Source organism: Streptomyces sp. NPDC001393 (assembly GCF_053597455.1).
Window position 1 is genome coordinate 60,970 of sequence record NZ_JBSFIH010000013.1, and the last position, 25,528, is coordinate 86,497.

General features: G+C 70.7%; 24 protein-coding genes and 2 tRNA genes. 14 read left to right on the forward strand and 12 right to left on the reverse strand.

The window, feature by feature from the left end; all coding sequences use genetic code 11:
* Nucleotide 1 precedes the first annotated feature (1 nt).
* The 8 genes from ACWC2T_RS16935 to ACWC2T_RS16970 all read left to right on the forward strand — a co-directional run bounded on the left by ACWC2T_RS16935 (nucleotide 2) and on the right by ACWC2T_RS16970 (nucleotide 7,315).
* Entirely contained in the window at nucleotides 2-1,048 is a 1,047-nt protein-coding gene (locus ACWC2T_RS16935; RefSeq protein ID WP_450671122.1) for an ABC transporter ATP-binding protein, read from the forward strand.
* Complete coding sequence (locus tag ACWC2T_RS16940) at nucleotides 1,041-1,823, forward strand: 2-aminoethylphosphonate ABC transporter permease subunit (protein WP_450671123.1); 783 nt, start codon at nucleotides 1,041-1,043, stop codon at nucleotides 1,821-1,823. Before ACWC2T_RS16935 ends, ACWC2T_RS16940 begins: the two co-directional genes overlap by 8 nt.
* Nucleotides 1,810-2,607 carry an ABC transporter permease gene (locus ACWC2T_RS16945; protein ID WP_450671124.1) on the forward strand — a complete coding sequence of 266 codons (798 nt, stop codon included), beginning with the start codon at nucleotides 1,810-1,812 and terminating at the stop codon, nucleotides 2,605-2,607. Before ACWC2T_RS16940 ends, ACWC2T_RS16945 begins: the two co-directional genes overlap by 14 nt.
* 46 nt (nucleotides 2,608-2,653) lie before the next feature.
* The gene (locus tag ACWC2T_RS16950; RefSeq protein ID WP_450671125.1) at nucleotides 2,654-3,706 is read left to right on the forward strand and encodes a 2-aminoethylphosphonate ABC transporter substrate-binding protein; all 1,053 of its coding nucleotides are present in this window, start codon (nucleotides 2,654-2,656) and stop codon (nucleotides 3,704-3,706) included.
* 305 nt (nucleotides 3,707-4,011) lie between these two features.
* Complete coding sequence (locus ACWC2T_RS16955; RefSeq protein WP_450671126.1) at nucleotides 4,012-4,791, forward strand: HAD-IIA family hydrolase; 780 nt, start codon at nucleotides 4,012-4,014, stop codon at nucleotides 4,789-4,791.
* 137 nt (nucleotides 4,792-4,928) lie between these two features.
* Complete coding sequence (locus tag ACWC2T_RS16960) at nucleotides 4,929-5,495, forward strand: hypothetical protein (protein ID WP_450671127.1); 567 nt, start codon at nucleotides 4,929-4,931, stop codon at nucleotides 5,493-5,495.
* 9 nt (nucleotides 5,496-5,504) lie between these two features.
* On the forward strand, nucleotides 5,505-6,173 hold the full coding sequence (locus tag ACWC2T_RS16965) for a class F sortase (protein WP_450671128.1): 669 nt from the start codon (nucleotides 5,505-5,507) through the stop codon (nucleotides 6,171-6,173).
* A 122-nt stretch (nucleotides 6,174-6,295) separates the two neighbouring features.
* The gene (locus ACWC2T_RS16970; protein ID WP_450671129.1) at nucleotides 6,296-7,315 is read left to right on the forward strand and encodes a glycoside hydrolase family 6 protein; all 1,020 of its coding nucleotides are present in this window, start codon (nucleotides 6,296-6,298) and stop codon (nucleotides 7,313-7,315) included.
* Between the two features lie 4 nt (nucleotides 7,316-7,319).
* Here ACWC2T_RS16970 and ACWC2T_RS16975 read toward each other — a convergent pair whose 3' ends face one another.
* From ACWC2T_RS16975 to ACWC2T_RS16990, 4 genes are all read right to left on the reverse strand, one after another.
* Nucleotides 7,320-9,254, reverse strand: a complete 1,935-nt coding sequence (locus ACWC2T_RS16975) for a galactose oxidase-like domain-containing protein (RefSeq protein ID WP_450671130.1) — start codon at nucleotides 9,252-9,254, stop codon at nucleotides 7,320-7,322.
* Nucleotides 9,251-11,230, reverse strand: coding sequence for a glycosyltransferase family 2 protein (locus tag ACWC2T_RS16980; protein WP_450671131.1), 1,980 nt, complete (start codon nucleotides 11,228-11,230; stop codon nucleotides 9,251-9,253). Before ACWC2T_RS16980 ends, ACWC2T_RS16975 begins: the two co-directional genes overlap by 4 nt.
* Nucleotides 11,231-11,498: 268 nt before the next feature.
* Complete coding sequence (locus ACWC2T_RS16985; RefSeq protein ID WP_450671132.1) at nucleotides 11,499-12,248, reverse strand: FadR/GntR family transcriptional regulator; 750 nt, start codon at nucleotides 12,246-12,248, stop codon at nucleotides 11,499-11,501.
* Between the two features lie 176 nt (nucleotides 12,249-12,424).
* A tRNA-Lys gene (locus tag ACWC2T_RS16990) sits at nucleotides 12,425-12,498 on the reverse strand.
* A gap of 185 nt (nucleotides 12,499-12,683) precedes the next feature.
* On the opposite strand from ACWC2T_RS16990, the gene ACWC2T_RS16995 reads away from it, so the two are divergent.
* The 5 genes from ACWC2T_RS16995 (at nucleotide 12,684) to ACWC2T_RS17015 (ending at nucleotide 18,030) form a co-directional block, all read left to right on the forward strand.
* The gene (locus ACWC2T_RS16995; RefSeq protein ID WP_450671133.1) at nucleotides 12,684-13,832 is read left to right on the forward strand and encodes a peptidoglycan-binding protein; all 1,149 of its coding nucleotides are present in this window, start codon (nucleotides 12,684-12,686) and stop codon (nucleotides 13,830-13,832) included.
* Nucleotides 13,833-13,839: 7 nt separating this feature from the next.
* Nucleotides 13,840-15,045 (forward strand): SPFH domain-containing protein, encoded by a 1,206-nt coding sequence (locus ACWC2T_RS17000; protein WP_450671134.1) that lies wholly within the window; start codon nucleotides 13,840-13,842, stop codon nucleotides 15,043-15,045.
* 114 nt (nucleotides 15,046-15,159) lie between these two features.
* Nucleotides 15,160-15,765, forward strand: a complete 606-nt coding sequence (locus ACWC2T_RS17005) for a lytic polysaccharide monooxygenase auxiliary activity family 9 protein (protein ID WP_450671135.1) — start codon at nucleotides 15,160-15,162, stop codon at nucleotides 15,763-15,765.
* 119 nt (nucleotides 15,766-15,884) lie between these two features.
* Nucleotides 15,885-16,352 (forward strand): hypothetical protein, encoded by a 468-nt coding sequence (locus ACWC2T_RS17010; RefSeq protein ID WP_450671136.1) that lies wholly within the window; start codon nucleotides 15,885-15,887, stop codon nucleotides 16,350-16,352.
* Nucleotides 16,353-16,392: 40 nt separating this feature from the next.
* Nucleotides 16,393-18,030, forward strand: a complete 1,638-nt coding sequence (locus ACWC2T_RS17015; protein WP_450671137.1) for an AMP-binding protein — start codon at nucleotides 16,393-16,395, stop codon at nucleotides 18,028-18,030.
* Between the two features lie 56 nt (nucleotides 18,031-18,086).
* On the opposite strand, the gene ACWC2T_RS17020 is transcribed toward ACWC2T_RS17015, so the two are convergent.
* The 6 genes from ACWC2T_RS17020 to ehuB all read right to left on the reverse strand — a co-directional run bounded on the left by ACWC2T_RS17020 (nucleotide 18,087) and on the right by ehuB (nucleotide 22,276).
* Nucleotides 18,087-18,160 (reverse strand) — tRNA-Lys (locus tag ACWC2T_RS17020).
* Nucleotides 18,161-18,246: 86 nt separating this feature from the next.
* Nucleotides 18,247-19,005: an IclR family transcriptional regulator gene (locus ACWC2T_RS17025; RefSeq protein WP_450671138.1), complete on the reverse strand. Its 759-nt coding sequence runs from the start codon at nucleotides 19,003-19,005 to the stop codon at nucleotides 18,247-18,249.
* A 209-nt stretch (nucleotides 19,006-19,214) separates the two neighbouring features.
* On the reverse strand, nucleotides 19,215-19,997 hold the full coding sequence (gene ehuA, locus ACWC2T_RS17030; protein ID WP_450671139.1) for an ectoine/hydroxyectoine ABC transporter ATP-binding protein EhuA: 783 nt from the start codon (nucleotides 19,995-19,997) through the stop codon (nucleotides 19,215-19,217).
* Nucleotides 19,987-20,637 carry an ectoine/hydroxyectoine ABC transporter permease subunit EhuD gene (gene ehuD, locus ACWC2T_RS17035; protein ID WP_450671140.1) on the reverse strand — a complete coding sequence of 217 codons (651 nt, stop codon included), beginning with the start codon at nucleotides 20,635-20,637 and terminating at the stop codon, nucleotides 19,987-19,989. The genes ehuA and ehuD overlap by 11 nt, the downstream gene beginning before the upstream one ends.
* Nucleotides 20,634-21,353: an ectoine/hydroxyectoine ABC transporter permease subunit EhuC gene (gene ehuC / locus ACWC2T_RS17040; RefSeq protein ID WP_450671141.1), complete on the reverse strand. Its 720-nt coding sequence runs from the start codon at nucleotides 21,351-21,353 to the stop codon at nucleotides 20,634-20,636. The genes ehuD and ehuC overlap by 4 nt, the downstream gene beginning before the upstream one ends.
* Complete coding sequence (gene ehuB / locus ACWC2T_RS17045) at nucleotides 21,350-22,276, reverse strand: ectoine/hydroxyectoine ABC transporter substrate-binding protein EhuB (protein ID WP_450671142.1); 927 nt, start codon at nucleotides 22,274-22,276, stop codon at nucleotides 21,350-21,352. The genes ehuC and ehuB overlap by 4 nt, the downstream gene beginning before the upstream one ends.
* 47 nt (nucleotides 22,277-22,323) lie before the next feature.
* Here ehuB and ACWC2T_RS17050 point away from each other — a divergent pair, with 47 nt between their 5' ends.
* Complete coding sequence (locus ACWC2T_RS17050; RefSeq protein WP_450671143.1) at nucleotides 22,324-22,818, forward strand: DUF3830 family protein; 495 nt, start codon at nucleotides 22,324-22,326, stop codon at nucleotides 22,816-22,818.
* A 19-nt stretch (nucleotides 22,819-22,837) separates the two neighbouring features.
* On the opposite strand, the gene ACWC2T_RS17055 is transcribed toward ACWC2T_RS17050, so the two are convergent.
* Complete coding sequence (locus ACWC2T_RS17055) at nucleotides 22,838-24,235, reverse strand: amidase (RefSeq protein ID WP_450671144.1); 1,398 nt, start codon at nucleotides 24,233-24,235, stop codon at nucleotides 22,838-22,840.
* A 50-nt stretch (nucleotides 24,236-24,285) separates the two neighbouring features.
* A complete protein-coding gene (locus ACWC2T_RS17060) occupies nucleotides 24,286-25,236 on the reverse strand; it encodes a D-2-hydroxyacid dehydrogenase (RefSeq protein ID WP_450671145.1) in 951 nt (316 codons plus the stop codon).
* Nucleotides 25,237-25,528: the final 292 nt, after the last annotated feature.

Sequence of the window (25,528 nt, forward strand, 5' to 3'; positions counted from 1 at the left end):
GATGGGCATCCGCTTCGACTCCGTCACCGTCGCCTACGACGGCAACGTCGTACTCGACGCGCTCGATCTGACCGTCGAGCCCGGCGAGGTCATGGCGCTGCTCGGGCCGTCCGGCTCCGGCAAGACCACCGCACTGCGGGCGGTCGCCGGGTTCGTACGGCCCGTGTCCGGGCGGGTGCTCCTCGGCGGCAGGGACGTGACGGACCTGCCGCCGTACCGGCGGGGCATCGGGATGGTCGTCCAGAGTTACGCGCTGTTCCCGCACATGCGGGTGGACGAGAACGTGGCGTTCGGGCTCCGGGCACGCCGGACGGCCAAGGCCGAGGTACGGCAGCGGGTCGCCGAGGCGCTGGAGATGACCGGCATGGCCGCGTACGCCCGCCGGCATCCGCGTGAGCTGTCCGGCGGGCAGCAGCAGCGGGTCGCCATCGCCCGCGCGCTGGCCGTCCGGCCGGACGTGCTCCTCCTGGACGAGCCGCTGTCCGCGCTGGACGCCCGGCTCCGGTCCGGGATGCTGGCCGAACTCGCCCGGCTGCACCGGGAGTTGCCGGATGTGTCGATGCTCTACGTCACCCACGACCAGGTCGAGGCGCTGACCCTGGCCGACCGGATCGCGGTGATGGACGCGGCGCGGCTTCAGCAGTGCGGGACCCCTCGCGAGCTGTACCGGGCGCCGCGGAGCGAGTTCACGGCCTCCTTCGTGGGCGGTGCGAACCTGCTGCCGGTGACGGTCGGTTCCGGGGGCGTCGACTTCGCGGGGACCGAGCTGAAGGCCGACACGGGCGAGGTGGCCGCGGGGGCGCGGGCCACGCTGTGTGTACGGCCGCATCTGATCGGGCTGGGGGAGGGGCCGAACCGGCTCACCGGCACGGTCAGCGAGGTCCAGTGGCGGGGGGCCACGCACCGGCTGTACGTCGAGGTGGGCGGGCACGCGGTGACGGCGGACGTACGGGAGCTGAAGGACCCGCCCCGGCGCGGGGACCGGGTGAGCCTGCACTTCGCCGCCGAGGACGCGGTGCTGCTGCCCGCGGGGGTCGGTCATGAGTAGGCGGCTGTTGTGGGCCGTGCCGCCCGTGGCTCTCCTGGCCCTCTTCTTCCTCTATCCCCTCGCCCTCGTCGTCCAGCAGTCCGTCCGGCCCGACAGCGGAGGCACCTCCCTCCAGCCGTACGCGGAGGTCTTCGCCTCCGAAGGCTTCCGGAACGCGCTGTGGACCACGGTCTGGCTGGCGCTGTCCGCCACCGCCGGATGCCTGGTCCTGGGCTTCCTGCTGGCGCTGGTCATCGCATTCGTACCGTTCCCCGGGGCGAAGGCGGTGGCGCGGTTCATCGACGTGTACCTGTCCTTCCCGTCCTTCCTCATCACGCTGGCACTGCTGTTCATCTACGGCAGCACCGGCATCATCGGTTCCTTCCAGTTCCTCACCACCCCGTGGGGCGTGCTGCTCGCGGAGGTCACCTACTTCACGCCGTTCGTGATGCGGCCGCTGCTCGCCGCGTTCTCGCAGCTGGACACCGCACAGGTGGAGGCGGCGAGTTCACTGGGCGCGCGGGCACCCCGCATCGTCCGGCGGATCATCCTGCCGGAGGCGCTGCCGGCGCTCGCGGCCGGCGGGAGCCTCGTCCTGGTGCTGTGCCTCAACGAGTTCGGCATCGTGCTGTTCACCGGCGCGAAGGGGGTCACCACCCTGCCGATGCTCGTCTACAGCAAGGCGATCCTGGAGTCCGACTATCCGGGCGCGTGTGTGGTCGCCGTCGTCAACGTCCTGATCTCCGTGGGCCTTTACGGCCTCTACCGGGTGGTGAGCCGTCGTGCTGGTGCATAGCCGTGGGGCCAGGTGGGCCGTGTGGGCGGTGTTCCTCGTCCTGTTCGTGCCGGTGTTCGCCCTGCCCCTGCTCGTTGTGCTCGGCGCCTCCTTCGCCACCCACTGGTCCGGCGTCCTGCCCTCGGGCATGACCGCCGTCAACTACCGTGCGGCGACCCGGGGCGAGGCCCTGCGGGCCCTCACCACCAGCCTGCTCACCGCCACCGCGGCCAGTCTGGTCGCGCTGACCGCCGGGACCTGGGCCGCGCTGGCCGCCGCCGCCCTGAAGAAGCGGTACCGCAGGCTCATGGACGCCCTGTTCGTGCTGCCGGTCGCCGTGCCGTCGGTCGTGGTCGGACTGTCCGTCCTGGTCGCCTTCTCCAGGCCGCCGCTGCTGCTCAACGGCACCCGGTGGATCGTGATCCTCGCCCACACCGTGCTGGTCACCGCCTTCGCCCACCAGTCCGTGTCGGCGGCGATCACCCGCCTCGACCCGGCCTACGAACAGGCCGCCGCCTCCCTCGGCGCCCGCCCCGCCCACGTCCTGTGGCGGATCCGCCTCCCCCTCCTCCTGCCCTCGCTGACCGCCGCCGCCGGCCTCTGCTTCGCCCTGTCCATGGGCGAGCTGAGCGCCACGATGATGCTCTACCCGCCCGACTGGACCCCGCTGCCCGTCCTGATCTACGCGGCCACCGACCGCGGCGCCCTGTTCACCGGCTCCGCCGTCGCCGTGGTGCTGATGGCCGCGACCCTGCTCGTCCTGTTCGCCGTCTCCCGGGTCCGCACCCGGGCGTCGTACCGCTGAATCCCCCTCGGTAATTCCCTTCACCACGCCAGGAGTTCGCCTCGCCATGCCCAGAAACCGCCTCCCGCTCGCCATAGCCCTCGCCCTGCTCGCCACCCCGGCGCTGTCCGCCTGCGGCTCCTCCTCCGCCGCCGATGCCAAGTCCGTCACCGTCTACAGCGCCGACGGCCTCAAGGGCGAGAACGGCGACGGCTGGTACGACAAGGTCTTCGCCGACTTCACCAAGCAGACCGGCATCAAGGTCAAGTACGTCGAGGGCGGCTCCGGCGAGATGGTGCAACGCGCCGTCCGCGAGAAGAGCAACCCGCAGGCCGACGTGCTGGTCACCCTGCCGCCCTTCATCCAGCAGGCCGACAGCAAGGGCCTGCTGCAGAAGTACCAGCCGAAGGACGCGGACCGGGTCGGCGTCGCCGACAAGGCCGCCGACGGCACCTGGACCTCCGTCGTCAACAACTACTTCGGGTTCGTCTACAACAAGAACGAGCTGAAGCAGGCCCCGAAGACCTGGGACGAGCTGCTCGACGGCAGGTACCGGAACAAGCTCCAGTACTCCACCCCGGGCGTCGCCGGCGACGGCACCGCCGTCCTCATCAAGGCCATCCACGACTTCGGCGGCAAGGAACAGGCCCTGGCCTACCTGAAGAAGCTCCAGGCCAACAACGTCGGCCCGTCCGCCTCCACCGGCAAACTCGCGCCGAAGGTGGACAAGGGGGAGCTGCTCGTCGCCAACGGCGATGTGCAGATGAACTACGCCCAGTCCAAGACCATGCCCCACCTGGGCATCTGGTTCCCGGCAGGGAAGGAAGGCAGGCCCACCACCTTCGCCCTGCCGTACGCGGCCGGCCTGGTCACCAAGGCCCCGCACAGCGAGAACGGAAGGAAGCTGCTCGACTTCATGCTCGCGCAGAAGCAGCAGCAGGAGGTCAGCGAGATCGGCGGCGGATTCGCCGCCCGCCAGGACGTCAAGGCCACCGACACCAACGCCGTCGCCCTCGCCCGGCTGATGGACGGCGTGGAGGTGTTCGAACCGGACTGGAACGACATCGACAACAACCTCACGTCGTACGTCGAGGACTGGAAGTCGGCGACCGGAAGCTGATCCCTGCGGGGCTTCAGCCGTTGACAGGGGGCCGCCCCGCCGTATGTGCGTGCCTCCGCCGTCGCGGCTGGTCGCGCAGTTCCCCGCGCCCCTGGGGAGTTGCCCGACCGCCGGCCACCAAGCACCCGCATCCCACCCGCACCGCCCCTGGTCCCGCCGGGGGCGGTGTCACAGGTACCGGGCGGTCGACGGGGTACGGATCACGCAGGTCTGACTAGGCTTGGGGCGTCGGTACGCCGTGGTTCCGGCGCCCCTGCTTTCTCGCCCCGCCTTCTTGACCGTACGCACGCCAGGAGACGCACAACATGGCAGACCGCAAGCCGATCGAGTCGTGGCTCACCGACATGGACGGTGTCCTGATCCACGAGGGCGTTCCGATCCCCGGCGCCGATGCCTTCCTGAAGAAGCTGCGGGAGTCCGGGCGGCCCTTCCTGGTGCTGACCAACAACTCCATCTACACCGCCCGCGACCTGCACGCCCGGCTGCGGCGGATGGGCCTGGACGTGCCCGAGGAGAACATCTGGACCTCCGCGCTGGCCACGGCCCAGTTCCTCGACGACCAGCGGCCCGGCGGCAGCGCCTACGTCATCGGCGAGGCCGGTCTGACCACGGCGCTGCACGACATCGGCTACATCCTCACCGACCACGACCCCGACTTCGTGATCCTCGGCGAGACCCGCACCTACTCCTTCGAGGCGCTGACCAAGGCCGTGCGGCTGATCAACGACGGTGCCCGGTTCATCGCCACCAACCCGGACAACGTCGGCCCGTCCACCGAGGGCGACCTGCCCGCCACCGGCTCGGTCGCCGCCCTGATCACCGCCGCGACCGGCAAGAAGCCGTACTTCGTGGGCAAGCCCAACCCGCTGATGATGCGCGCGGGGCTCAACGCCATCGGGGCCCACTCCGAGACCTCCGCGATGATCGGCGACCGCATGGACACCGACGTCCTCGCGGGTCTGGAGGCCGGAATGCGCACCTTCCTGGTGCTGTCCGGCGTCACCCAGCCCGACGACGTCGACCGTTACCCCTTCCGCCCCTCGCAGGTCGCCAACTCCATCGCGGACCTGGTAGACCTGGTCTGACCTGAATCGACCAACCTTCGACCGGTTCTGACCTGGTTCTTTCAAACCTCCATCCACCCGTTCGGAGCAATCGGGCGCCTTCCGAGGATGCGGAGGCGCCCGGGGCGGGGGAGCCTCCTGGTAACTGGAGGTTCACGATGGGCTCACTACGCCTCACTCTCTGTACCGGAATCCTGGCCGCCACCGCGTTCACCCCCGCCGCCCACGCGGCCGACTCGGGCTCGGTCTCCGTGACCCCCGCCGCCCCCGCGCCCGGCACCGACGTGTCCCTGCGGGTCCACGGCTGCTCCGGGCCGCAGGGCACCGCCGACTCGGCCGCGTTCGTCTCCGACGCCCGGCTGACCGGCGCACAGGGCACCCTGACCGGCGAGACCCGCGTCCGCTCCTCCCTCAAGCCGGGCGCCTACGACGTCAGGATCACCTGCGCCGACTACGTGATCACCGGGAAGATCACGGTGGTCGGCAGGGGGACGGCGCCCGACCGGGGAACCGCGCAGTACGCCGATCCCGGCCGCCCGCCCACCGGGGCCGCCTCGCCCGTCGCCCCCGTCCCCGCGGGCGGCGGCGGCACCGCCCACTTCGCCACCGTGGCCACCACCGAGTCCGGCCCCGACACCGCCCAGACGGTGACCGGCCTGGCACTCGCCGGGATCGCGGCCCTCGCCGCCGGGCTCCGCGCCCGCCGGGGCCGCGGCACCCGCTGAGCCCGGCCCATGTCCGAGGACCAGGCGCGCACCACCGGCACCGAGCGCGCCCTCACCTGGCTGACCTGGGCAGTGCTGCTGCTCGGGCTGTGGCTGTGGGGGCGCGGGCTGACCGGCGTACCGCACAGCCCGGACGGCCCCGCCACGGGGAACCTGTTCGGCCTCGCACCCGCCGAGACCGCCCGGCTGCCCAGCCCGGCCAAGCCGCTCGGCAGCGCCGTGCCCCAGCGCGTGGACATCCCCCAGCTGGGCGTTACGGCGCCGGTGGTGAGCCGGGGCCTGGACGCGCAGGGCGCCGTCGACCCACCCCCGTTCGACCAGCCGGGCGTGGTCGGCTGGTACGGCGCCGGCACCGCGCCCGGCGCCAGGGGCACGGCACTCCTGGTCGGACACGTCGACACCACGACCCGGCCCGCGGTCTTCTACAAGCTCAGCACCCTCAGGCCCGGCGAGACCGTCCGGGTGGTCCGCTCCGACGGCCAGGTGGCCCGGTTCACCATCGACGACGTCCGCGTCCTGCCCCGCGCCGGCTTCGACGCCCACCAGGCCTACGGCCCCCACCGGCCCGGCCGCGCCGAGCTCCGCCTGATCACCTGCGGCGGCTCCTTCGACCGCACCACCCACAGCTACACGGCCAACGTCGTGGTCTCCGCATACCTCACCGGAACCACCCGCTGACCCTGGTACACCCCGTCCCGTACGCCCCGCCGCGCGGCTTCGCGACCTCGTGGCGGAGCGGGTGGATATGCCAGGATTGGCACCCGGACCAGTGCGCCCAGGGGGGACCAGGGGGGATTCGCATGTACGACAGCAGGGGGGCCCGTTCTTGCGTGCGGGTGTCGGCGGCGGCGCTGGGGGCGGCGCTGCTGCTCGCCGGATGCTCCTCCGGCGGAGGGGACAACAACGGCGATGCGGGGGCCCGGATCACCCAACAGCCCAAGGCCGCCGACCCGTTCTGGGTGAACCCGGACGGCACCGCGGCCCGCCGGCTCGCCGACTACGAGAAGTCCGGCAGGAAGACGGAGGCCGCGCAGATCCGCAAGATCGCCGAGCAGCCGGTGGGGGAGTGGATCGGCCCGGAGAACCCGGAGAAGGAGGCGCGCGGCTTCACCGAGGCCGCCCAGAAGTCCGACCGCACGGCCCTGCTGGTCCTCTACAACATCCCGCACCGCGACTGCGGCCAGTACTCCGGGGGAGGCGCGGGCGACGGCAACGCCTACCGCGCCTGGATCGACGCCGTGGCCCGGGGCATCGAGGACCGCCCCGCCATCGTGATCCTGGAACCGGACGCCGTACTCCACCTCGTCGACGGCTGCACCCCGGACCGGTTCCACGAGGAGCGCTACGACCTCCTCAAGGGCGCGATCGCACGGCTGAAGTCCCTGAAGAACACCAAGGTCTACCTGGACGCGGGCAACGCCGGCTGGGGCCACCCCGACCAGATCTTCCAGCCCCTGAAGCAGGCCGGCATCGACCAGGCCGACGGCTTCTCCGTCAACGTCTCCAATTTCTACTCCACCCAGGACTCCATCGCCTACGGCAAGCAGCTCTCGGCGAAGGTGGGCGACAAGCACTTCGTCATCGACACCAGCCGCAACGGCAACGGCCCCTACACCCAGGGCGACCCGGCCCAGCGCTGGTGCAACCCCCCGGGCCGGGCCCTGGGGGAAACCCCGACGACGAAGACGGCCGACCCCCTGGTGGACGCCTACCTGTGGGTCAAGCGCCCGGGGGAGTCGGACGGCACGTGCAAGGGGGGCCCGAAGGCGGGGGACTGGTGGGCGAGCTATGCACTCGCCCTCGCCGAGAACAGCAAGTGACCCGCTACGGAACCCTCACCCACTGCGCCTTGCTCGGCGTCCCCTGGTCATCGTCCACGAACAGCATGTACCACCCGGAGGTCACCAGGTTCCGGTTCTTCGGCACCGTCACCGTGATCCTGTTCCCGGACGTCCTGAAGTCCAGGGCGATCGACCGCTGGTCGACGTCCGTCACGTGCGTCGACGCACTCGGCCGGATCAACCGCACCTTCTTGATACCGGCCGCGTGATCCGACGTGAACGTCCCCGAGGCGCCGCGGGCGATCGTCTGCGGACCTCCACTCAGCGTCGGCCGTGAATCCCGGTACAGATACGGCGGCGTGTAGATCTCGATCCGCTGCTCGAACTTCCCCGGCCTGGTGTTCGCCTTGTCGCCGTACAGCGAGTCGGACCCGAAGAACATCACCCGCCCGTCCGGCAACAGGATCGACCCGGAGTGGTAGTTCCGGCCCACCAGCGGATCGGCGACCTGGGTGAAGCTGTTGCTGTCGGGGTGGTACAGCCGCGCCTGCAGGATGTTGGAGGCACTCCGCCCGCGGTAGTCCTCCGAACCGCCGGAGACCAGCACCGTGTCGTCGGGCAGGATCGAGGTCTGCGGATACCGCGTGCCCTTCTCCAGCTCGGGCCCGTCCACGAAGTGCGGGTTCTTCGCCTGCAGGTCGATCAGCCGGGTCTTCTTGCTGGACAGCTTCGACTCACCGACGCCACCGCCCCCGATCACCATGAACTTCTCGTTCTGCGCCGGAGGCAGCAGCACGGTCCCGGACGTCTCCATCATGTTCGGGTCGCTCAGCCCGGGCAGCCTGGTGAACTCGTTGGTGCCGACGTCCCAGATGCCGGGGTCGCGGCCGACGTTGTCCGGTCCGTACCCGGCATTCGAACCCGAGTAGAAGATCTTCCCGTTCTGCATCAGGAACAGCGCCGGATACGTCGGGAACTGCCGGACCGTCCTGGTGTAGGTCCACTTCCTGGTCTTCGGGTCGAAGATCTCGTTCTTGCCCGGCACCAGCTGACCGATGTCGTCCAGGCCGGAGACGCTGAGGATCCTGCCGTCCGACAGCGTGGTGAGCGTCGGGTACCAGCGGGCCTCGTTCATCGGGTCGACCTTGATGTACCGCTCGGCGACCGGATCGAACTCGTAGGCGTCCTTGATCCCCTCGAAGTCCTTCTTGTCCAGGGCGAGCTTCTGCGCGATGCCGTAGGTGTTGCGCGCGTCGGCGCCGGTCAGGCCCTGGATCCGGTAGTTGTCCTGGGTGCCGGTCTCGTACTGGGCGCCCTCCTGCGGCGCCTCGACGTAGACCCGGCCGTAACCGGGGTTGTTCCGCAGCCACTTGCCGCTCTTGTCGAAGACCTTCGTGGCGCGCGGGAGCAGGACCGGGTCCTGGGAGACGAACGTCCTGCCGTTCTGTCTGCCGGTGAACCTGGTGCCGGCCGACAGCGTGATCGGCTTGTCCGGGTTCTCGTTGTAGAGAATCATGACGCCGCCGGCCTTCTTGACGTCACCCTTGAGCTTCTCGTACCGCTTGGTGCCGCCCGCGATCAGCAGGTTGCCGTCGGCCAGCTGGGTGTGGCCCGTGCAGAACAGGTCGTTGGGCGTGGGGATCTTCTTGATCGTGCCCTTGACCGGGTCCCAGATCCGGGTGTCGAACTTCTTGGCGTTGAAGTTGTCCTGGTTGTTGCCCGAGCCGGCGACCAGCAGCACCTTGCCGGTGTGCAGGAGCGCGGCGTGGATGGTGTCCTGGCGGTACTCCGGGGGGAACTCGATGATGTCCCAGTGGCCGTTCTCGGCCTTGTACTCGGGTCTGTTGATCTTGTACTGGTGGTACTGCGCGGTCGCGAAGCGATAGACCCACGGCCCGTTCATCCCGGCCAGCGCGAGCACCACCGCCGTACCGATCGCAAGCCTGCGGGCGCGACGGCGGCCGGCCTGGTCCTTCATTCCTTGGGTCCCCCAAGTCCGCCCAGGGCGATCTGCATGGTCTGTTCGTCCTGCCCGCCGCGCTCCCCGTCCGCGCCGGCCGCCCAGGTGGGCCGCTTGAGCGGCGGATGGGCCGCGTACGGCGCGGGCACCGCGTCGCGCGGTTCGGCGACCGCGGGGGCCGGCGCCGCCGACTGCGGCTGCTTCTTCTCCTGCCGCAGCGTGTACCGCCAGGCGAAGACCGGCGAGGCCGTGATCAGCAGGGCGAGGCACGCCCAGGTGATCATCGCGGGGTGGGAGTGCCCGAACACGAAGCCGGCGGCGAGCGAGCCGGCGAAGACCAGGATGAAGAACCAGTGGACCCTAAACGTCCCGAACAGCGTGTCGGGGCTCGCCGACTCGCCCTTGGGCGTCACCACGAACCTGCTCTTGCGGCGCAGTACGGCGTCCATCAGCGAGCGCGCGTAGATCGGCGCGGACAGGGCGGACATCACCATGCCCGCGACACCGCCGGAGCCCTCCGGCTCGTGCGGGGAGACGTTGTGCCGCCGGTTCCAGATGTAGAGGCCGATCTGCAGCGCGGAGGCGTTGCCGTACAGCATCAGCCACACGGTCGGGTCGATGTTCACGCCCGAGGCGCCCAGACCCAGGAAGAGCGCGCAACTCAGGGCGGCCAGGATCCAGTTGAGGGCCGACATCGGGTAGAAGATGATCATCATGGTGTAGTTGAAGAGCTTGCCCGGCCCCAGCGTGAACAGGCCCCTCCAGTACTGCTTGAGGATCGTCTCGTACGTGCCCCGGGACCAGCGCAGCTGCTGGGTGAAGAAGTCCGTCCAGGCGCTGGGGCCCTCGCCGACCGCGAGCACGTCCGGGGTGTAGACCGACTTCCACTTCCGGCCCGTCGCGGGGTTCCTGGCGCGGTGCATCTCGAAGCCCGTCGCCATGTCCTCGGTGATCGAGTCGTACAGGCCGCCGATCTGCTTGATGGCGCTGATGCGCACCGCGTTCGACGTGCCGACGAACATCGGGGCGCCGTAGCGGTTGCCGGCGCGCTGGATCAGGGCGTGGAAGAGGAACTGCTGGGACTCGGCGGCCTTGGTGACGAACGTGTCGTAGTTGCCGTACACCTGCGGGCCGATGACGAAGCCGACGTCCGGGTCGCGGAAGTAACCGAGCATCCGCTCCAGGTAGTTGGGCAGCGGCACGTGGTCGGTGTCGACCGAGGCGAAGAAGTCGTAGTCGCCGCCGTGCGCCTCCAGCCAGGCGTTGTAGTTGCCGTGCTTGGTCCTGGCCCGGTGCGGGCCCTTGGGCCGGTTCCACCTCTCCACTCCCTTGCGGGTGAAGTGGTGCACCCCGAGCCGGGCGCAGACCTCCTTGACGGCCGGGTCGTCGCCCTCGTCCAGCAGCCACACGTGCAGCAGGCCCCGGTGACGCAGCCGCACCGCGGCCTGAAGGGTCTTCGTCACCATCTCCAGCGGCTCCTTGCCGGGCACGAAGGTGGTGATGAAGGCGACCGAAGTGCCGGCCTCGGGGACCACCGGGACGGGGTCGCGGGCGACGAGGGTGGCGTGCGCGTTGGACAGTACGTTCATGCAGCGGAAGAACTCGATCAGGCCGATCGAGACGAGCATGACGACGTCGAGCGCCGGCAGGAAGTCGTGGGCGGGATAGTCGCGTTGGGTCCAGTGCTCGGGCTGCAGCAGCCAGAACAGCAGGACCAGGGAGAGGATCGGGGCCGCGCCCAGCATGAGCGCGGCACGGATGCGGTGCGGCTCCTGCGAGAGCAGCGACCGGTACTGCACCCGGTACGGCGTGCTCGGGTCGGGCTGGGTGAGGGGGCCCGCGAGCCGGCTGTAGTGCTCGTAGTCGTATCTCGGCAGGCTCTTCCTGATCCTGCGGAACTGGCCCGTCCGGTGGCCGATCACTCTGAGCTGTGTGGTCCGCGACGGGTCGTCGTGAACGTGGCTCTGTCCGGCGCCCGTCGGCGTCGACGTCATGAGTCATTCCCCCCACACGCAGGTCACCGCGTGTTCTGTCGCTGTGGTGGCTCGCCGTCTCCACGCCTTCCCCGCCTCATGGACACGGAACGGCGACCTTCCGGTCGCATTGATGCCCCCCGGCATCGGTTCGTGAGCGGGGCCCCCTCCCCGCCGTCCGGCAACCGTTTGCTTCCCCCCAACTCCCGCCAAAGGGCGGCAGCTTGGACATCCAAGGGTTCTACGGCGCTCCACATGATCGCAAGACGCGAAACACCGTGTTTACCGGTCAAACCCGTTCATTGTGGCGTGCGTGGGGCTCGGGAGACGGGGACGCGCCGGTGGTCCCGGGTGGCCGGGATGTGCCGGTGGTGGAGAGGCGGGCGCGGATGTTGCCGAAGTGATCTCTTATGGCCTCCTCCGCTCGCAGCGAGTCGCCGGAACGGACCGCGTCCAGGATCTCCCGGTGCTGACGGCAGGTGACCCTGGGGTCCTGCGGCACGTCCACCAGATCCCGCTGCACCCGGTGGAAGGCGTCCCAGAACGCCTCCAGCACCTCGCTCAGCAGCACGTTGTCCAGCCCCCGGTAGAGGGTGGCGTGAAAGGCCCGGTCGGTCTCGGCGAGGCCGGCCCCTTCCGCGGCCTGCTGTTCCATGCGGCGGACAAGGGCGTCCAGTTCGACGAGGTCCGCCTCGGGCAGCCGCCCGGCCAGCCGCGAGACCAGCCCGGTCTCCACGGCCTCGCGCAGCTCCAGCAGCTGCAGCAGGGAGTCCTCGCCCCGATAGTGCCCGGCGACGGTACGGAAGGCCAGCCCCTCGATCATGGGCGCGAACGACATCGAGCCGACGTACGTCCCGAACCCGTGCCGGATCTCCACGATCCCCATCGCCTGCAGCGCCTTCAGTGCCTCGCGCACGGAGTTCCGGCTCGCGCCGAGGTACTCCATCAGCTCGGGCTCGGTCGGCAGCGGGGCACCCGAGGGCAGCCGCCGGTCGACGATCAGCTTCTTGATCCGCTCCTGGAGGTCCCGGGCTGCCATGGCGAGAGCGTATCCGGCCAGTCGGGGGGAGGGCGCTGTTCCGGCCGCACGGTGCCGGCCACTGCAGCAGGGGGTGTGGGTGGCGAAGCCCCCACTTCGCGCGGCGTAGCCGCGCAATAACAGAGATGGCGAACCAGGTCCGCGCTTTCTGCGGACATGGCTCGCCATCGTCATCGTGCGCCGCCAGGGACTCGAACCCCGGACCCGCTGATTAAGAGTCAGCTGCTCTAACCAACTGAGCTAGCGGCGCCTGCTGACGGAGACAACTCTACCTGACGTTCATGGGTGCCTGTGACCACCCCGTATGGCCGACCGGTGGCCCGGAGGTGCGTGTACATCATTCGGACCGTCAAAGTGGCGGCGCCATGGGCCGTTGGGAAACTGATCTTCGTGGACACACACGGACAAATCCCCCATGAATGTGAGGTAGATCGCATGACGGCTCCGGTGTTCGAAGAGATCGACCCCGCCGCCGACTGCGACTGCCCCGGCTGCGTCCAAGGGCGCCTGACCCGCCGCAGCCCCTCGTCCGGCCGCACCGGCGCCCGCTCGGTGACCTGCGCGATCGTGGCCGTCGCCGCCGCGTCCGCCGTGCTCGGCGCGACCGCCCCGGCCGCCGCCCTCGCCCCCGGCCACCCCGCCGCGGGGCGCGCCCACGCTCCCGGCGACGGCGACGACGGCGGGACCGACACCCCCCAGGGCGGCCGGGCCCGGCTGCACGGCGAGGCGGGCAAGCCGGCCGATCCCGGCGCGGTCCCCATCCCCGCCACCACCCGGGCCCAGATCATCGACCGGGCCAAGGTCTGGGTGGCCGCAAAGGTGCCGTACAGCATGGAGAAGTACTGGTCCGACGGTTACCGGCAGGACTGCTCCGGCTATGTCTCCATGGCCTGGAACCTGGGGACCAACGAATGGACGGGCAGCCTCGACCAGTTCGGCACGAAGATCACCAAGGATGAGCTCGAACCCGGCGACATCCTGCTGTACCACAACCCCGACAACCCCGAGCAGGGCTCTCACGTGGTGATCTTCGGTGGCTGGACGGATGACAAGCACACCACCTACACGGTCTACGAGCAGACACCCCCGCGCACCCGGAGCCAGGCCACCCCGTATCCCTACTGGAGCAACACCGACAAGTACGTCCCCTACCGCTACAAGGGTGTGACCGTCGGCAAGGAGGGCCCGCAGTCGGCACTGCAGGGGGCGCCCGACCCGCAGGAGGCGCCCGGCGCGCAAGGGGCGCCCGACTCGCAGGGGGCGCTCGCCCCGCGGGGGGTGCCCGCCTCGCGGGGGGTGCCCGCCTCGCACGGGGTGTCCGGCTATCCCGGCCGGGGCTACTTCCGTCCGGGCCAGGAGAACCCGTACATCACGCAACTGGGCCGCCGGCTGATGGAGAAAGGTTTCGGCAGGTTCTACGCCACCGGTCCCGGCCCGCGTTGGGGCGAAGAGGACCGGCGCGCGGTGGAGGCCTTCCAGCGTGCCCAGGGCTGGCGCGGCGGCGCGGCGGACGGCCACCCGGGCCCGGAGACCTGGCGCCGCCTGTTCGCCGACGCGAACCTTGACGACGTGACGAGCGCCTGAGGTACGCATGGGTACGACCACGTCGCACACACCGCCCGAATCCGAGGGGCAGCCGGAGGGCGGCCTGGGGTCGGTCGGGCGTCCGGCCCGGCTGCTCCCGGGCGGGTCGACCACCGAGATCCCCGTCCATCTGCTCTTCCGCGACGACCCCGACCCGCTGAACCCGGTGAAGGTGCCGCTCAAGCCCGCTGTGGTGGCCCGTCGCCGGGCCACCGGTGAACAGCCGTGCCCCAAACACACCAAGCACACCAAACAAGCCAAGCACTCCGAACACACCGAACACACCGAACTCTCCGAACGCCCCGATTCGGTGTGCCGCCGATCGCTGCCCGAGGTCGACCCGGAACTGGTGGAGCGCCCGGCGCGGGTGCTGCCGGGGGCGGCCGGGCTGCTCGCGGGGGCGGCCGGGATCACCGGCTGTCTGGTGACCTGCTGGTGGGCGGGGCTGCTGCCGCCGGCCGTGCTGGAGGCGCTGCGGCTGCCCGCGTCCCTGGGTGCAGGGTTCGGTCCGGCGCAGTGGGCGGCGTACGCCGGAGCCGGGGCGCTGGGGTTGTTCGGCTTCGGCGGGCTGACCCGGGGGCGGACCGGCCGGGCCTGGGTGCTCGGCCTGTGCGGCGGCTACCGCGGGACGGTACGGCGCGCCGGGCTGTTCTGGGTGAACCCGCTGGTGCGGCGGCGCCGGGTCGATGTGCGGCTGCGGCACTGGCGCAGCGAGGCGATCCCGGCGGCGGATCCCGACGGGATGGCGCTCAGGGTGGTGGTGCTGGTGGTGTGGCGGATGCGGGACACCGCGCGGGCGGTGCTCGGCGTCGAGGACCACGAGACGTATCTGCGGGAGTGCGTGGAGGCGGCGCTGGCGCGGGTGCCGGTGGAGCCGGCGGGCGGGACACGGGGTGGGGTGCCGGCGGCCGGGGAGGCGCTGACCCGGCTGGTGGCGGAGGAGGCCGCGCCGGTCGGCGTGGAGGTGCTCTCGGTGCGGCCGCTGCGGGTGGAGTACGCCCCGGAGGTCGCGGCCGCGATGCACCGGCGCCGGATCGCCCGGCTGGACGCCCGGCAGCGGGCCGACATGCTCAGTGCGGTGGTGGACTCGGTGGAGGGCATGGTGACCCGGCTGACCGTGCGCGGTCTGGTCGAACTCGACGACTACGAGCGGAAGGCGCTGGTGCGGGACCTGACGGTCGCGTTCTGCTCGGGGCGCGGGGAGTCGTTGTAGCGAGGGGCCGCGGAGTTGGTATGGACATGTTCAATTAACGGCAATAATCTGGGACTTGGTCTAGACCTACCTGCACAGCTCATCGAACTCCCCACGTTCTCCAGGAGCGGCAGTATGCGCACCAGGACCAAGTTGTCCGCGGTCGTGCTGGGTGTGATGACCGCCGGAGCGTTCGCGCTCTCCACCGGCGGCGCCAGCGGGCACGGCTACACCGACCTCCCCATCAGCAGGCAGAAGCTCTGCGCCAACGGCACGGTGACGGGCTGCGGCGACATCCAGTACGAGCCGCAGAGCGTCGAGGGTCCCAAGGGATTCCCGGCCGCGGGGCCCGCCGACGGCCAGATCTGCAACGGCGGCCTGAGCCGGTTCGCCCAGCTCAGCTCGCCGACCACGCCGTCCGGCGCGGCCTGGCCCACGATCAGGGTGATGGGCGGCCAGACGTACACCTTCCGCTGGCAGTTCACTGCCCAGCACGCCACGACGGACTTCAAGTACTTCGTCACCAAGCAGGGCTGGAACCAGAACCACGCCCTGTCCCGCTCGGACCTCACCCTCACCCCGTTCCTGACGGTCCCGTACAACGGCCAGCGACCGCCGGCCACCCTCAGCCACAGCGGCACCCTGCCGACCGGGCTGAGCGGGCACCACGTCATCCTCGCGGTGTGGACGATCGCCGACACGGGCAACGCGTTCTACGCCTGCTCGGACGTCACGTTCTGAGGACCGCTCCGCCATGGCACGGAAACTGAGGTTCCCTTGAGGCCGGCCGCCCCTACCGCCCGGTACGTTCCTCGCACGCCGACCGAGCGGAACGGCGTACCGGACCTCGGGGGAACCGCATGTTCGAGCTCTTCTTCTACGCCCTGCCCACCGTCATGATCGCCGGCCTCGGGTACGCCGCCTTCCTGATGCTGCGCCGCGCCCGGCGGATCGGCAGGATCTGGGCGCACGGTCTGACCGCCGAGGCGCGCTGCCTGCGGACGTACACGACGACCAGCGGGGGTGGCGGGGACACGTCCGTGCGGACGACCCTGCACCATGTCTACGAGTTCACCACCCGCGAAGGCGGCACGGTCCGCTTCGAGGAGGAGGGTGGTCCGGCGACCGTCCTGGAAGGCGACTTCGTCACCGTGCGGTATCTGCCGGAGCAGCCCCAGCGGGCCACCGCGCGCCCGCCGGCGCCCGCCAGGCTGGCCGTCGGCACCGGCTTCGGGGTTGCCTTCCTCGGGGCGGCCATCGCCTTCTGCGTCTTCTTCATCACCACCGCCCACACGGCGTTCTCGGACTCCGGCGGCCTGATGCCATGACCCTCGCAAACTGACGCAACGTCAGTTACCGTGCGCTGCCATGGAGTCCACGGCACGCACGGTCGCGGAGCTGGTCGCGGCGCGGTGGGGGGATCACCGCCCGGGACTCAGGAGCGACGAACGGACGCTGACGCAGCACCAGTTCGCGGCGGGCGCCGCCGCACGGGCCGCCCTGCTCGCCGACCTGCTGCCACCGGGTGCCGTACCGCATGTCGGCGTGCTCCTGGACAACACCGAGGAGTTCCCGCTCTGGCTCGGCGCCGCCGCCCTGGCCGGCGCGGCCGTCGCCGGGATCAACCCCACCCGCCGCGGATCCGAACTGGCCCGGGACATCCTGCACACCGAGTGCCCGCTCCTGGTCACCGAGCGGCCCCAGCTGCCTCTGCTCGCCGGTCTGGAACTGCCGGGGGTGCGGGTCCTCGTGACGGACGGCGAGGAGTACGGCACCCTCCTCGCCCCCTACGCCGGCGCCGTACCCGACCCGTCGCGCGCCGCGCCCGCCGACCGGCTGCTGCTGTACTTCACCTCCGGGTCGACCGGCGCCCCCAAGGCCGCCCTGTGCTCCCAGGGCCGGCTGGCGGCGGCCGGGCAGGCGCTGGTGCGGCAGTTCGGGGTGGGCGCGGACGACGTGCACTACATCTGCATGCCGATGTTCCACGGCAACGCCGTGATCGCCGACTGGGCGCCCGCGCTGGCCGCCGGCGCGGGGGTCGCGCTGCGGCGGCGGTTCTCGGCGTCCGGGTTCCTGTCCGATGTGCGCCGGTACGGGGCGACGTACTTCACGTATGTCGGGCGGGCCATCCAGTACGTACTCGCCACCGAGGAGCGTGCCGACGACCGCGACAACCCGCTGCGGCTCGGCTTCGGCACGGAGGCCGGCGCGGTGGACGCGGCGGCCTTCGAGCAGCGGTTCGGGGTCCGGCTGGTCGAGGGCTACGGCTCCTCCGAGGGCGGCGCGGCGATCCAGTGGGCGCCGGGGACCCCGGCGGGTGCGGTGGGACCGGCGAAACCCGGACTCGTGGTCCTCGACCCGGCCACCGGGCGCGAGTGCCCGCCGGCCGTGTTCGACTCCGCCGGGCGCCTGCTCAACGGGGAGCAGGCGATGGGCGAGCTGGTGAACCGGGGCCCGAACCCGTTCGAGGGGTACTGGCGGAACCCGGCCGCCGAGGCCGAGCGGCGCAGGGGTGGCGCGTACTGGACGGGCGATCTGTTCTACCGGGACGCCGACGGCTATCTGTACTTCGCGGGCCGCATGGATGACCGGATCCGGGTCGACGGGGAGAACCTGGCCGCCGCGATGATCGAGAACATCGTCGCCCGGTACGAGGGCGCGGTGGCCGTCGCCGTCTACGGGGTGCCGGACCCGGTGACCGGGGACCAGGTCATGGCGACCATCGCCGGGAGCTTCGATCCGGCGGGCTTCGCGGAGTTCCTGGCGGCCCAGCCCGATCTGGGGACGAAGATGGCGCCCCGGTTCGTGCGGGTGGTGGAGCGGATGCCGGTGACGGCCACGAACAAGATCCACCGGGCGCTGCTCAGGAGAGAGGGGTACGCGTGCGCCGATCCGGTGTGGTGGCGGCCACAGGGGGAGGGAGGGTACCGGCTTCTCGCCGCTGAGGATGCGGAAGGGGGTGTGGGTGGCGAAGCCCCCACGGCGCGCGGCGAAGCCGCGCAATAACAGAGATGGCGAGCCAGGTCCGCGTATTTTGCGGACATGGCTCGCCATCGTCATCGTGCGCCGCCAGGGACTCGAACCCCGGACCCGCTGATTAAGAGTCAGCTGCTCTAACCAACTGAGCTAGCGGCGCATGACTCCCGCCCGCTGCGGTTTTTTGTTCCCCGCGGCTGGCGACGAAGAAAATACTACCTGGTCCTGAGGGGTGCTCGTGACCACCTAGAGGGTGAGCGAGAGGAGGACCGGTGCGGCGTTGCGGTTCAGGGTCTCCGCCGCCTGCTTCAGCCGGTGCGCGTGCTCCACGGGAAGCGACAGCGCCAGGCAGCCCACCGACGAGCCCGCCGTGATCGGGACCGCCGCGCAGACCGTGCCGATCGCGTACTCCTGGAGGTCCAGGACCGGCACCGTCGGCGGCTGGGACTCCAGGCGGGAGAGCAGGAGCTTGTCGCTGGTGATGGTGCGCGAGGTGAGGCGGGCCATCTTGTGCCGGGAGAGGTGGTCGCGGCGGGCGTTGTGGTCGAGCTGGGTGAGCAGGCTCTTGCCGACCGCCGTGGCGTGTGCGGAGTAGCGGAAGTCGACCCACTCGTTGACCGCGGGGGTGCTGGGCCCGGCGGCGTACTGGGTGACCTTGACCTCGCCGTCGACGTAGCGGCTCATGTAGACCGCCGCGCCGACCGAGTCACGCAGCCGGTCCAGGGTGTGCTGGAGCTTCTCGCGCACGGCCCGCTCACGGTCGTGTGCGGAGGTGAGGCGGCGCAGGGTGTCGCCGGTGACGTACGCGCCGTCGGTGATCTGCTCGACATAGCCCTCCCGGCGCAGCATGCGCAGCAGGGCGGTGAGCCGCTCGGGGCCGAGGCCGGTGCGGCGGGCCAGTTCGGTGTCGGTGACGCCGGCGGAGTGGCGGGCGACGGTCTCCAGCACGCGCAGGGCGTCCTGGGCCGAGTGGTACGGGGCGGTCGGCTCGTTCATCAGCGCCACGGTGTCCCCCTGCGCTCGCCTGTGTGGGCCGCGAGATCCGGTCGGCGGATCGCTACCACGATAACGGGCAAACCCGGTGCAGGGAGAGGGGGTTGGCGAGATTCTTCGCCCGCCTGACCCCTCCCAACTGCGGCGCAGACCCTCTGGCATATGCCAAAGTCATGACCCAGCGGCTGGACCTCGGGATCTGCCGGATTCACGCCCCGTGGTCACAGGACCGCGCTGAGGAATTCCCGGGTGCGGTCCTGCTCGGGCTCGGTGAAGATCTTGTCCGGGGAACCGGATTCGATCACCCGGCCGCCGTCGAACATCAGTACCTGGTCGGAGATGTCACGGGCGAAACCCATCTCGTGGGTCACACAGAGCATCGTGATGTCGGTGCTGCGGGCGATGTCCCTGAGCAGGTCGAGCACGCCCGCGACCAGCTCCGGGTCGAGCGCGGAGGTCACCTCGTCCAGCAGCAGCACCTGCGGCCGCATCGCCAGCGCCCGGGCGATCGCCACCCGCTGCTGCTGTCCGCCGGAGAGACGGGTGGGCTTCGCGTCGCGCTTGTCGGTCAGCCCGACCAGCTCCAGCAGCTCCCGGGCCCGCTCCTCGGCCTCGTCCTTGGACATGCCGAGGACCTGCACCGGCGCCTCGGTGATGTTCCGCAGCACGCTCATGTTCGGGAACAGGTTGAACTGCTGGAACACCATCCCGATCTTCTTGCGGACCTCCCGGACCTGCTTCTCCGGCGCCGGGAACAGCTGCTCCCCGTCGACGGTGATCGTGCCCTCGTCCGGCTTGGTGAGGGTCATCAGGAGTCTGAGGATCGTGGTCTTGCCGGACCCGGAGGGCCCGATCAGGGTCACATGCCGGCGGGCGTCGACGGAGAAGTCCAGCCGGTCGAGCACGGTGTTGGCACCGAACCGCTTGGTCACGTTCTCCAGGCGGATCAGCTCGGTCGGCTGGGCGTCGGTGCGGGAGGGCTGCGGACGGGTCTCAACGGACAAGGCGTCGCTCCAGGGCTCGCATCAGAAGGGAGGCCAGATAGGAGATGAGGATGAAGGCCACCCCGATCACGGTCAGGGGCTCGGTGAACTGGAAGTGCTGCTGGGAGAAGAGCCGGGCGCGCCCGAGCATGTCCAGCACGGTGATCGTCATCAGCATCGGGGTGTCCTTGAGCATGGCGATCACGTAGTTGCCGAGCGCGGGGACCACCCGGCGGATCGCCTGCGGCAGGATCACCACGGTCCAGGTCCGCCGCCGGGGCAGGTTCAGCGCGGTCGCCGCCTCCCACTGGCCGACCGGCACCGCCTCGATGCCGGCCCGGTAGACCTGCATCGTGTACGTCGAGTAGTGCAGGCCGATCGCGAAGACGCCGGTGGTCAGCGCCGAGAAGGTCACGCCCCACTCGGGCAGCACATAGAACAGGAAGAACAGCTGCACCAGCAGCGGGGTGTTGCGCACGAACTCCGTGACCACACCCACCGGCCAGCGCACCCACCGGCTCGGCGTCCGCATCAGCAGCGTCCACACCAGACCGAGGGTGAAGGAGAGCAGCGAGCCCAGGGCCACGGCCTCCAGGGTGACCAGCAACCCCTGCCAGAAGTCCGGCATGAAGTCGCTCACGGCGTTCCAGTCCCACTTCATGCGACCCGACCCCCCACTCCGGTCGTCTGCGCGCGCTTCAGCTCACGCGCCGCCGGCTCCGTACCGGCGTCCTTGCCGATCCCGGCCTTCAGCCGCTTCTCCAGCGAGCGCATCAGCCGCGTCAGGACGAAGGCGATCGCGAAGTAGATCAGCAGCACGTACGTGTAGATCTCCGCGCTCTGCTGCAACGCCAGCCGCACGAGGTTCGCGCTGAACGTCAGGTCGCCCATGCCCATGAGCGAGACCAGCGCGGTGCCCTTGAGCAGCTCGATCAGCAGGTTGCAGAAGGACGGGATCATCTCGGGCACCGCCTGCGGCAGTACGATCAGCCGCATCCGCTGCCAGGGCGTGAAGCTGAGCGCGATGCCGCCCTCCTTCTGCGCCGGGTCCACCGCGTTCAGCGCGCCGCGCACGATCTCCGCGCCGTACGCGCCGTAGGTCATCCCGAGCGCCAGCGTGCCCGCCCACATCGGCACCAGCTGCCAGCCGAAGGCCACCGGCAGGACGAAGAACACCCAGAAGATCATCACCAGCGCCGAGGTGCCGCGGAACACCTCGGTGTAGACGCCGGCGAGGAAGCGCACGATCCACAGCCGGTGCGTCCGCGCGATACCGACGACGAACGACACGGCGGCGGCCAGCAGGGCGCTGAACACCAGCAGCTGGACGGTCGTCCAGACGCCGTTCAGTACGAGTTCCCACAGTCCCGAGGTCATCCGCCGCACAGCTCCTTCGCGGTGAGGCCGGTCATCTCGGCCTTGGTGAACCCGAAGGGCCGAAGTATCCGGAACAGCTCGCCACTCTTCTTCAGCTTGTGCAGCTCCCCGTTGAAGGCGTCCCGCAGCCTCGTCTCGGTCGGCCGGAACGCGAACGCTCCGCCGTCGACGTGCGGCTTGCCCTTGACCAGCGGCGCGAAGGGCGCGGTGGCCTCCGCCTTGGCCGACTTCTTCACCACCTCCCGGGTGGTGAGCGCCGTACCGGCGAAGACGTCGACGCGCCCCGCCTCGACGGCGTTCAGCCCTGCGACCTGGTCCGGGACGATGAGGATGTCGCCCTGCTTGTACCCGGCCTCGACCGCGTACTGGATCTCCGCGTATCCGGTGCCGGTGGCGAACTTCGCCTTCTTCGCGACGATGTCCTTGTACGAGTGCAACCCCAGCGGATTGCCCTTGCGGACGATGAACGAGTCCAGCATCTGGTAGTCCGGATCGGCGAAGATCACCTGCTGGCATCGCTCCGGATTGACGTACATCCCGGCCGCCACGACGTCGAACTGCTGCGAGTTGAGCCCGGGGATCAGCGAGCCGAACTCGGTGGGCACCGGCTGGACCCGGCCGACCCCCAGCCGCTTGAAGATCACCTTGGCGAGCTCGGGCGCCTCACCGGTGAGATGGCCGTCCTTGTCGATGTACCCGAAGGGGATCTCACCGGCGATCCCGAGCCGTACGACACCCTGGGCGCGGAGGCGTTCGAGCAGGTCACCGCCCTCCTTGCCGGACGCCGCGGCCACCCGGGAGCAGCCCGCCGCGCCCAGCACGCCGAGGGCGGCGAGGCCACCGAGCACCGAGCGCCGGGTGCGCCCGCTGTGTCTGAGTCCCGACCGGAATGTGTGTACGTCGTTCCCAAGTGGTGGAGCCATGGCGGCGCGGCTACCCAAGCGGATCCGGGCTATGCACCCTGGTTCTCATGGCCGATCGATTCGTCACCGTCTCGCTCGAGAAGCGGGGCGTGCACTGCACGGCACGACTGCTGACCGACCGCGCGCCCCTGACCTGCGAGGCCGTATGGCAGGCGCTGCCCCTCGCGGGCGACGTCTACCACGCCAAGTACGCCCGCAACGAGATCTACGTCCTCTTCCCTCCGTTCGCCTCCACGGAACCCCCACTGGAGAACCCCACGGTCACCCCGATCCCCGGCGACCTCTGTTACTTCTCCTTCGCCGGCACCGAGCTGGGCACCAGGGCCTACGGCTACGACCGCGAGGTCCGCCCCGGCACCACCGTGGTCGACCTGGCCCTGTTCTACGAACGCAACAACCTGCTCCTCAACGGAGACGTGGGCTGGGTACCGGGGATCGTGTGGGGCCAGGTGGTGGAGGGCCTGGAGGAGATGGCCGAGGCCTGCAACGACCTGTGGCGCACGGGGGCGGCGGGGGAGACGCTGAGCTTCCGGCGGGCGTGAGGACCGGCCGACGCGCGGCTCAGTCGAGCGGGGCTGGCGCCGGCACCGCTCCCGCCTCGTACAGCGCGTGCGCGGCGCGCAGGACCAGGTCGTCGCGGTGGCGGGCGGCGATCAGCTGCATGCCCACGGGCAGTCCGTCGGCGTCCGTGCCGACCGGGACGGTTGCCGCGGGCTGCTGGGTGAGGTTGAACGGGTAGGTGAAGGGGGTCCAGCCCGTCCAGCGGTGGTGGGTCGAGCCCCTCGGTGTCTCCACGCCCGCCTCGAAGGCCGTCAGCGGCAGGGTCGGGGTGACCAGCAGGTCGTAGCGCTCGTGGAAGCGGCCCATGCGCCGGCCGAGGTCCATGCGGACGTCGACGGCGGCCAGGTAGTCCAGCGCGCTGTAGCGGGCGCCCTGTACGCAGATCTCCCGCAGGCCGGGGTCCAGCAGTTGCCGTTTGCGCGGGGAGAACCGCTCGGTGACCCGGGCCGCGCCGCTGAACCACAGGGTGTGGAAGGCGTCCACCGGTTCGCTGAAGTCCGGGTCGGTCTCCTCGACGTACGCGCCGAGGTCGGCCAGGGACGCCACCGTGCGCCGTACCGCCGCCGCGACCGCCGGCTGGACGGCGACCTGGCCGCCCAGGGACGGGGAGTACGCCACCCGCAGGCCGTGCACGCCGCCCCTGAGCGCCTCGGTGAAGGAGCCCGGCGCGGGCGGCAGGGCCGACCAGTCGCGTGGATCCGGGGCGCCGATGACGTCCAGCAGCAGGGCCGCGTCGGCCGCGTCCCGGGTCATCGGGCCCGCGTGGGAGAGCGTGCCGAAGGCGCTGGCCGGGTACAGGGGCACCCTGCCGTACGTCGGCTTCAGCCCGAAGACGCCGCAGAACGCGGCCGGGATACGGATACTGCCCCCGCCGTCCGTGCCCAGCGACAGCGGGCCCGCGCCGAGCGCCACGGCCGCCGCGCTGCCCCCGCTGGAGCCGCCGGCGGTGCGGGAGTGGTCGTGCGGGTTGCGGGTGATCCCGGTCAGCGGGGAGTCCGTCACCCCCTTCCAGCCGAACTCGGGGGTCGTCGTCTTGCCCAGGAACACCGCGCCGTGCTCGCGCAGCCGGGCCACCGAGGGCGCGTCCTCCGCCCACTCGCCCTGCTCGGAGATCGTCCTGGAGCCGCGCAGGGTCGGGTGGCCGCGCAGCAGGAGGATGTCCTTCACGGTCACCGGGACGCCGTCCAGCAGTCCGGCCGGTTCGCCGCGCCGCCAGCGCTCCTCCGACTCGCGCGCCCGGGCCAGCGCGTCCTCCTCGGTGAGCCGCACGAACGCGTTCACCTCCGGCTGGATCCGCCGAGCCCGCTCCAGGGCCTGCCCGGTCGCCTCCACGGGACTGAACTCGCCCTTGCGGTAACCGTCGAGGAGCGCCACGGCGGTCAGGTCGGTGAGCTGCATGCACCCTCCAAGAGGCCAAGGGGTCCAAGGGGACCGGGCGGTCCACGCGGTCAGTGCCCCGGGACGTAACCGCGTTTTTTGTCGACCACGTTCACCAGAGGTCTGCCCGCCGCCCACCGCTCGTACAACTCCACGAACTGCGCGCCCAGTTCGTCCCGCCAGCCGGCCGTGTCCCCGCTCATGTGCGGGGAGACGATCAGTCCCGGCAGCCCCCACAACGGGCTGTCCGCGGGGAGGGGTTCGGTGGTGAAGACGTCCAGGGCCGCGCCCGCGATCCAGCGCCGGGTCAGGGCGTGGGCGAGGGCCTCCTCGTCGACGAGCCCGCCCCGGCCGACGTTGACGAAGAAGGCGGAAGGCTGCATGACGCCGAAGCGGTGGGTGTCGAACATGCGGTACGTCGCCTCGGTGAGCGGCGCCGCCGCGATCACCCAGTCCGCGCGGGAGATCAGCCGGTCCAGGTCGGCCGGCCCGTGGATACCGGTCCGCGGGACCCGGCCGACCAGCGCCGTCGTCACGCCGAGGGCCTTCAGGGTGCGGACGATCGCCCGGCCGATCGGGCCCGATCCGACCACGCACGCGCGCGTGCCCGCCACCCGCCGGCCCTCCCGGTGCCGCCAGGTCCGCTCCCGCTGGTACTCCAGCGTGCGGGGCAGGTCCTTGGCGACCGCCAGCACCAGGGCCGCCACGTACTCGGCGATCGGCTGGTCGAAGATCCCGCGCGCGTTCGTGACCACCGTGTCGGACGCGGCCAGCTCCGGGCCCAGCAGATGGTCCACGCCAGCGCTGGCCGTGTGCACCCAGCGCGGTCGGGGCCCCTCCCCGGGCCAGGCCTCGCGCACCGCGTGCGAGGTGAAGTCCCAGACCAGCAGGACGTCCGCCTGCGGCAGCCGCTCGGCCAGACGGGCAGCGTCCGTGTGCACGATCCGGGCGCGGCCGGTCAGCCGGCCGAGGCGCGGCGGCGGGTCGGCGTCCAGGACGAGGAGGGTGGGCAGGGTCGTCATACGGGGCGGCTCCGAGCGTCTGACGTGCGCGGACCAGGGAGTCCGGCATGCGGGGAGCACGGGGTCCCACATGCGCGGACCACGGGGTCCCACATGCGTGGACCAGGCGTCCGACATGCGTGGACCAGGCGTCTGACATGCGCGGTTTATCCGCGGATTGACCACGCTCGCACCCGAACCTACCTTCGTCAACACGGGCGCACTCAGGGCCTGTCCGACAGTTCCCGCCTGCCCCGCGACGCCTGGCACGCACGCTCGCCGCGTTGCCGAAACGCCCACGTGGCTCCGCCAC